Genomic DNA, 7,456 nt, shown 5'->3' on the forward strand with positions numbered 1-7,456 from the left:
CACCGCCCGCGCCCACAGCAACATCGCCCTGATCAAGTACTGGGGCAAGCGCGATGCGCGTCTCAACCTCCCGGCGGTGGGCTCGATCTCGATCACGCTGGACGCGCTCTACACCGATACCCGCGTGGCCTTCCTGCCCGGTCTGGATGCGGATCGCGTCGACATCGGCGGGCGGCGCGTCGATACCACGCGCTTTTCGCGCTTTCTCGACCTCGTGCGCACCGAGGCCGGCATCGACACCCGCGCGCGCATCGAGTCGTGGAACAACTTCCCCACCGGCGCGGGGCTGGCCTCCTCGGCCTCGGGCTTCGCCGCCCTCGCCGTCGCGGCGACCCGGGCGGCCGGCCTGACGCTCGAGCCGCGGGCGCTGTCGGTGCTCGCCCGCCAGGGCTCCGGCTCGGCGGCGCGCTCGATCTTCGGCGGCTTCGTCGAAATGCGGCGCGGCACGCGCGACGACGGCCTCGACGCCGCCGCCAGTCCGCTTCTCGACGCTGCGGAGTGGCCGCTGACGGTGATCGTGGCGATCACCGAACACGGCGCCAAGGCGCTGGATTCGACCGCCGGCATGACCGGAAGCGCAGACACGTCTGATTTCTATCAGGCCTGGGTGGATCACGCCGAGCCCGACCTCGCGGCCATGCGCGAAGCGATCGCGGCGCGGGATTTCGAAGCCATGGGCGAACTGGCCGAACACAGCTGCCTGAAACTGCACGGCCTGATGCTGTCCACCCGCCCGGGCCAGATCTACTGGAACGCGGCCACCGTGGCGGCCATGCACGCCGTCCGCGCGCTGCGCGCCGACGGCGTGCCGGTCTACTTCACGATCGACGCCGGGCCGCAGGTCAAGGCGCTCTGCCCGCCGGCGCACGCCGAGACGGTCGCCGCCGCGCTCGAGCGCGTGCCGGGCGTTCTGGAGACGCGCCGCAGCGTGCTCGGCCCCGACGCCCACTGCCATGACTGACGCGTCGCTGACGGTATCGGCGCCGGGCAAGCTGTTCCTGATCGGCGAGTATGCGGTCCTCGACGGCGCGCCGGCCCTGCTCACCGCCGTCGACCGGCGCGTACGAGTCACCCTCGCGCCGAGCGCGCGGTGGCGGATCAGCGCCCCCAATCTCGGCCTGGAAGGGATCACGCTCGCGGCCGACGCCTGCCTGCCGGCGGACATCGACGACCGCACGCGGACCCGGCTGGCCGTTTTCGACGCCGTGCGCGCCCACGTTGCCGAACGCATCGGGCTGCCCGGCCCGCAGGCGGTCACCATCGACAGCCACGATTTCGCCCGCGACGGCCACAAGCTGGGCCTGGGCTCGAGTGCCGCCGTCGCGGCCGCGCTCACCCGCGCACTGGCCCACGCCGCGGGCGCAGCGCTCTCGACCGATGCGCTCGCGCGGCTGGCCATCGACGCGCACCGGCGCGCCCAGAACGGCGCCGGCAGCGGCGGCGACGTCGCCGCCGCCGTGTACGGCGGCCTGATCAGCTACACCCGCGACCGCCCGCCCACACCCCTGAGCTGGCCGGCCTCGCTCGTGCTACGGATCGTGATCACCGGCACCGGCGCGCGCACAGCCGATCTGGTTGCACGGGTTCGCGCCTACGCGCAGCACGATCCCGACGCCCACGCCGCGGACATCGCGCGGCTGTCGACGCTGGCCGACGAGGCGCAGCATGCGCTGGCGCAGGACGCGCGCTTCCTGCGTCTGGCCGAGGCCTATCATCAAGCGCTTCTGGCACTCGATCACGGCGCGGACGCGGGCATAGTCGGATCGCATCACGAGACACTCCACGCGCTCGCGGCGCGCTACAATGCCGTGTTCAAGACCTCGGGCGCGGGCGGTGGCGACGTCGGACTGGTGTTCGTGCGCCGCGGCGAGGACGATCGGCGTGTGCGCCAGGCACTCGCCGCGGCCGGCGCGCAGATCGTGCCGCTGGCCTTCGGGGCGCCCGGCGTGCGTGTCGAGACAGGCGCCGACGACGCCCCGCGCTAGACTACTGTATTGAGCAACGACCAAGACGGCCGCGTCATGAGCCATTCCCGGATTCCGGCGTTCTACAAGTTCTCGGTGGCCAACCGGCTGCGCGTGCTGCTCGAGCGCGAGGTGATCAGCGAAACGGAATACGACATGCTCATGGACGGCACCCACCTGCTGGATGCCGACAAGGCCGACCGCCTGATCGAGAACGTCATCGGCGCCTTCGGCCTGCCGATGGGCCTGGGGCTGAACTTCCGGGTCAACGGCCGCGACTATCTCGTGCCCATGGTGGTCGAGGAACCCTCGATCATCGCCGCGGTCAGCTCCGCATCGAAGCTGGTGCGGGCAGCGGGCGGCTTCGAAAGCGTCGCCGACCGGCCGCTGCTGATCGGCCAGATCCAGATCGTGGACGTGCCGCATGCCGCCCACGCCCGCCAGGCCCTGCTGCAGGCGCGCGAGGAGATCCTCAACCTCGCCAACAGCCTGCATCCGAACATGGTCGCCCGCGGCGGCGGCGCCTGCGACATCGAGGTGCTGACCCACGGCAGCACCGCGAACCACGGCGAGATGCTGGTGGTGCATCTGCTGGTCGACACCCGCGACGCCATGGGCGCGAACCTCGTCAACACGATGTGCGAGGGGGCGGCCCCCCTGGTCGAGAAGATCTCCGGCGGGCGGGTCTTCCTGCGCATCCTGTCGAATCTGACCGACCGCGCGCTGGTGCGCGCCCGGGCCACCATTCCCACACGCCAGCTCGCCGCGGGCGACTATTCCGGCGAGCAGGTGCGCGACGGCATCATCCTCGCCAACGAATTCGCCGAGGTCGACCCGTACCGCGCGACCACGCACAACAAGGGCATCATGAACGGCATCGACGCCGTGGCGATCGCGACCGGCAACGACTGGCGCGCGATCGAGGCCGCCGCCCATGCCTATGCCGCGCGCACCGGGCGCTACAGCTCGCTGACCCGCTGGTACGCCAACGCCGACGGCGACCTGGTCGGCGAGCTCGACGTGCCGCTCAAGATCGGCACCGTCGGCGGCCAGGTCGAGTCCAACCAGGCGGTGCGAATCGCGCATCGCGTGCTCGGCGTGTCCTCGGCGGCCGAACTCGCCGAAGTCATGGGCGCGGTCGGGCTCGCCCAGAACCTGGCCGCGATCAAGGCGCTGTCGACGCACGGCATCCAGCGCGGCCACATGACCCTGCACGCCCGCAGCGTGGCGATGGCCGCGGGCGCGAGCGAGGCCCGCTTCGAGGACGTGGTCGACCGCCTGATCGCCGGCGGCGACATCAAGGTCTGGCGGGCGCGAGAGATCATCGCCGAGCTCGAGGCCGGCGCCCCGGCCGCCTCGCCCGCCTCCGGCGGCGGGGAAACGGTGGCGCACGCCGAGTCCGCCGGCGACATCGGCTACGGCAAGATCATCCTGCTCGGCGAGCATTCGGTGGTCTACGGCCGGCATGCGATCGCGGCCCCCATCCCGCTGGACATCCGCGCCGAGGTCAAACCCCAGCGGGACCACATCGACCTGATGATCCCGCGCTGGGGCGTGGAGATGCGCCTGTCCGAACCGGAGCCGGCGATCAGCTCACTGCACGCCTCGATCTCGCTGATCGCCGAACGTCTCGGCGTGGCCGACCGGGCGATGCGCATCGAGGTTTTCCCGCGGGTGCCGCGCGCGAACGGGCTGGGCGCCTCGGCCGCGCTCGCCGTGGCCGTGATCCGGGCGATGGCGCGCTGCTTCGCGGTCGAGATCAGCGAACGCGAGATCTCCAATCTCGCCTTCGACTGCGAGAAGATCGCCCACGGCACGCCCTCGGGCATCGACAACACGCTGGCCACCTTCGGCCGCCCGATCCTGTTCCGCAAGGACAGCGCCCGGGCCCGGCCCGACATCCGCGATCTCGCCACGCCGCGGCCGGTGCCCATCGTCATCGGCCTGTCCGGCGTGGCCACGCTGACGATGCAGACGGTGGGCCACGTGCGCACGGCCTGGCAGAACAACCCGCAGCGCTACGAGAGCATCTTCTCGCAGATCGACGAACTCGCCCTGGCCGGGGTCGAGGCCCTGCGCAAGGGCGATCTCGCCGAACTCGGCGAGCTCATGAATATCGACCAGGGCCTGCTCAACGCCCTCCAGGTCTCGTCGCGCGAGATCGAGGATCTGGTCCAGATCGCGCGTCGTAACGGCGCGCTGGGCGCCAAGCTCACCGGCGGCGGCGGCGGCGGCGCCATGATCGCGGTCGCCGAGGCCGACCGCACCGAGTCCATCGCCTCGGCCATGCGCGCGGCCGGCTACAATACCTTCATCACCGAGATTCGCTAGGCTGCCGCCATGAGACCGGAAATCGACGCCAGCGCCGCGGCCCCGGTCGTCTCCTTCGACGACGAGCCGCTCATCGTGGTCGACTCCGACGACAACGTCCTCGGCCACATGCCCAAGGCCGAGGCCCACGTCGGCGAAGGCGTGCTGCACCGCGCGTTCTCGATCTTCCTGTTCGACGGCGACGGCAACACGCTGCTGCAGCGGCGCGCGGACGGCAAGCAGCTCTGGGGCGGCTACTGGTCCAATAGCTGCTGTAGCCATCCGCGCCGTGGCGAGAGCGTGGACATGGCGGCCGTGCGCCGCCTGCACGAGGAGCTGGGCGTGAATGCCCGGCTGAGCTTTCTCTATCGCTTCGAATATCACGCCCGCTTCGGCGAGGCCGGCTCCGAGCACGAGATGTGTTCGGTCTACGCCGCGCGCTCGGACGCGCCGGTCTCGGTCAATCCCAACGAGATCTCGGCCTGTCGTCCGGTCGCACCCGACACGCTCGACGCCGAACTGGCCGCGCACCCGGAACGCTACACACCCTGGCTCAAGATGGAATGGCCGCGCATCCGGGCCGCGCACTGGGACACCGTCGAGGCGCTCGCCGCGCGCTGATCGCCGCCGTCACGCCCCGTTCACCGAGCGGGCGTCACCCGAGGCGAGCGACATGTCCGGCCCCGGGCCGGCCATGATGCACCGCATCGCCGGTCGACGCGCCGGCGGCACGGTCGCGCGACGCCCATTCCCGACCTGCAGCAGATGCCCGCTCCGCCGATGGTCTTTCAACACGCTTCGACCTCGTCGCCGGGCCCGGGCGATCAATCCTCCGACCCGGCACACGCCGCGATACGCCCTCACGGCGTCGCCAGCACTGAATGGTGCCTCGCTATCGCACAACCATCCGACGAGAGGGTGCTCCGTCCCGTGCGGACGCTCACGGCCCCGCATCCGTGATCTGTCGGCCGCCGGCCTCACATCGCCTTGCAACGCGCCGTGCGCCAGGCCAACCGCACGATTCCCGCAGACCCAGCCGGCCGCCTAGGCCTGCGGCAGTTCCGGGCCGGCCTCGAGGCGTCTCTCGAAACGATCGAGAAACGCCGCGGCGCCGTGTTCGCGCACGGCGGCGGCCCGGCGATCCGAATCGAGACCCAACGTCTCGGCGAAGCGGCCGATGATATCGACGATCCGCCAGTCCCCGCCCCGGTTGGCCAGCACATAGCGGATGGGCGTGCGTTCGTCGTCATCGCCGACGAGTGCGACCTCGACCTGGCGACGGCCGCGATCGACGTCGCGTGCACCGGTGATCTCGAAGTGCCGGCCGCCGTCGCGGTCGAAACGCTGGGCGTAGGCGCGGATGAGGTACCTGCCGAACTGGTCCACCCAGGTGGCCTGCTGCGCGGCATCGAGGGCACGCCACTGCTTGCCCAGCGTGCGGCGGGCGAGGCGCTCGATATCGAAGTTGTCCTCGATGGTCGAGGCCAGCTCGCGGTAGCGGCCGGCAAAACCCAGTTCCTCGGCCTGCTTCATCACGATCAGGACACGACTGTTGACGCGCTCGACCGTCGCCCGCGCGGGTTCGGCCGCGGCCACCGTCCAGACGCCGATGCAGGCGCAGATCACCAGGGTCGCCACCACACAGATCACGGTCTGCTTGAGTCCTTGCATCGTTTCGCTCTCCGCCAGGAATGCCAGCTCGCTGAAGTCGGACCACGGCGGCGGCCCGACAGTTCGGCGGCCGCAAGATCGTTCATCGAATCGTCATCGGCCGCCGCGCTCGCCGGACCTCGCAAAACCGGATCGGCATCCTTCGAGGCGGGTCACGACACGAGCGATCATCGCGTCCGGGCGGCGTCGCGTCGGATCAGCGCCGGGCAGCGTCGCTAGAAGACCGGTTCGCGGCATCCGGAGGCCGGGCACCCAACGCGATCAGCGGCCTGGACAGCGCCGCCAATGGGTGAAGCCCCGGCGTGGCCATCCGGGCCGATGCCCGCTGCCCGCAGGCTGTCGCGACCGAGCTGACGGTCATACCTGGGACGCCCCAGATACGCGGTTCGCGCCCAGCCGGCCACCGACGGCCACGGCCGCGCGGGCCCCGGGGGACCGTAGCCGGATAGGGCTGTGCGACCCGGAACGGTCGCACGGCTCGCCCGGATCAGGGCGCGAGTGCCTGCCCGGGCCGGGATGTAAAACCGGCTCAGCCGAGCGCGCCGATATGGCGCATGAAACGGGCGCGCAGGTCGCTCGGTGCCAGCGGCGGCCGCGGGAGCGCGCCGGTCTCGCCGTCGGCCACGATATGCAGGTGGGAGAACGCCGGCCCGCGCGAACTGCCCTCGAGCACCCGGTCGACGAGATTGATGTCGTGGCCTTCGTAGGTCGTGCGATAACCGGTGGCCGCGGCGATCGCGGCGAACGACAGACCGGCGGAGACCGTGGCCTGGCCACCGGCGGATTCGTAGCAGCCGTTGTCCAGCAGCAGCTGGCAGAGATTGCTCGGTCCGTAGGCACCCAGCGTCGCCATCGCGCCCATGTAGGTGAGCGCGCCGCCGTCCCCGTCGATCACGATCACGGTCAGATCGGGCCGCGCCAGCGCCAGCCCGAGGCCCAGCATGGACGGCCGGGCCGCGGCATCGAGCAGATAGAAATGGTTCGAGCGATCCGCCAGGGCGTGCAGCGCGCGGCCCGCATGGTCGCTGCCGGTGATGACCACGTCGGTCGTCTCGTCGGTGCGCTCCACCAGCCGACGCAGCGCGTCGCGCCGGGTCACCCGGGGCGTGCGCCGGGGCGCGGGCCGGAACGTGATGGCGCCACGGCTCTGACTCGGCGCCTGCGCCTGACTGGCCTCGGCCGGCGCGAAGGTTCGCCCGCCCGCGATCAGCGCGTAGGGGCGCCCGGTCTCGGCCATATGCGCCTCGGCGCGCGTGAGCACAGGCTCCAGATCCCCGGCGTCTTCCGGCAGACGCTCCCAGGCGATCTCCAGCCTGTCGAGCAGATCGGGCGTGATACGGCCCAGCAACCCCGGCTGTGGCTCATCGCCGTCGGCGCCCTGCCACGACACCACCAGCAGCATCGGCAGGCCGAACGCCCAGGTCAGCGCGGCAAGCGGGGACACCGCATTGCCCAGGCCCGTATCCGACATCAGCGCCACGGCGCGGCGGCCGGCCAGCGCGTGGCCGGCC

The 7,456-nt window shown here is 71.3% G+C and carries 6 protein-coding genes; 4 read left to right on the forward strand and 2 right to left on the reverse strand.

What is annotated here, in order from left to right:
* From mvaD to idi, 4 genes are all read left to right on the forward strand, one after another.
* The coding region (gene mvaD, locus SAHL_RS16545) for a diphosphomevalonate decarboxylase (RefSeq protein ID WP_123592520.1) at positions 1–961 on the forward strand (961 nt) is incomplete at its 5' end.
* A complete protein-coding gene (locus SAHL_RS16550; RefSeq protein ID WP_123592521.1) occupies positions 954–1,985 on the forward strand; it encodes a mevalonate kinase family protein in 1,032 nt (343 codons plus the stop codon). The genes mvaD and SAHL_RS16550, both read left to right, overlap by 8 nt.
* Before the next feature lie 36 nt (positions 1,986–2,021).
* Positions 2,022–4,295: a hydroxymethylglutaryl-CoA reductase, degradative gene (locus SAHL_RS16555; protein ID WP_123592522.1), complete on the forward strand. Its 2,274-nt coding sequence runs from the start codon at positions 2,022–2,024 to the stop codon at positions 4,293–4,295.
* A 9-nt stretch (positions 4,296–4,304) separates the two neighbouring features.
* Positions 4,305–4,895, forward strand: coding sequence for an isopentenyl-diphosphate Delta-isomerase (idi, locus tag SAHL_RS16560; protein WP_123592523.1), 591 nt, complete (start codon positions 4,305–4,307; stop codon positions 4,893–4,895).
* A gap of 423 nt (positions 4,896–5,318) precedes the next feature.
* Here idi and SAHL_RS16565 read toward each other — a convergent pair whose 3' ends face one another.
* Together SAHL_RS16565 and SAHL_RS16570 are read right to left on the reverse strand one after the other, a co-directional pair.
* Entirely contained in the window at positions 5,319–5,945 is a 627-nt protein-coding gene (locus SAHL_RS16565; RefSeq protein WP_123592524.1) for an ABC transporter substrate-binding protein, read from the reverse strand.
* 529 nt (positions 5,946–6,474) lie between these two features.
* Positions 6,475–7,456 (reverse strand): thiamine pyrophosphate-dependent enzyme (locus SAHL_RS16570; protein ID WP_123592525.1); only part of this gene is annotated, 982 nt, incomplete at its 5' end.

Origin of the sequence: Salinisphaera orenii subsp. halophila YIM 95161 (genome assembly GCF_003732545.1) — a bacterium.
Lineage (GTDB): Bacteria > Pseudomonadota > Gammaproteobacteria > Nevskiales > Salinisphaeraceae > Salinisphaera > Salinisphaera orenii_A.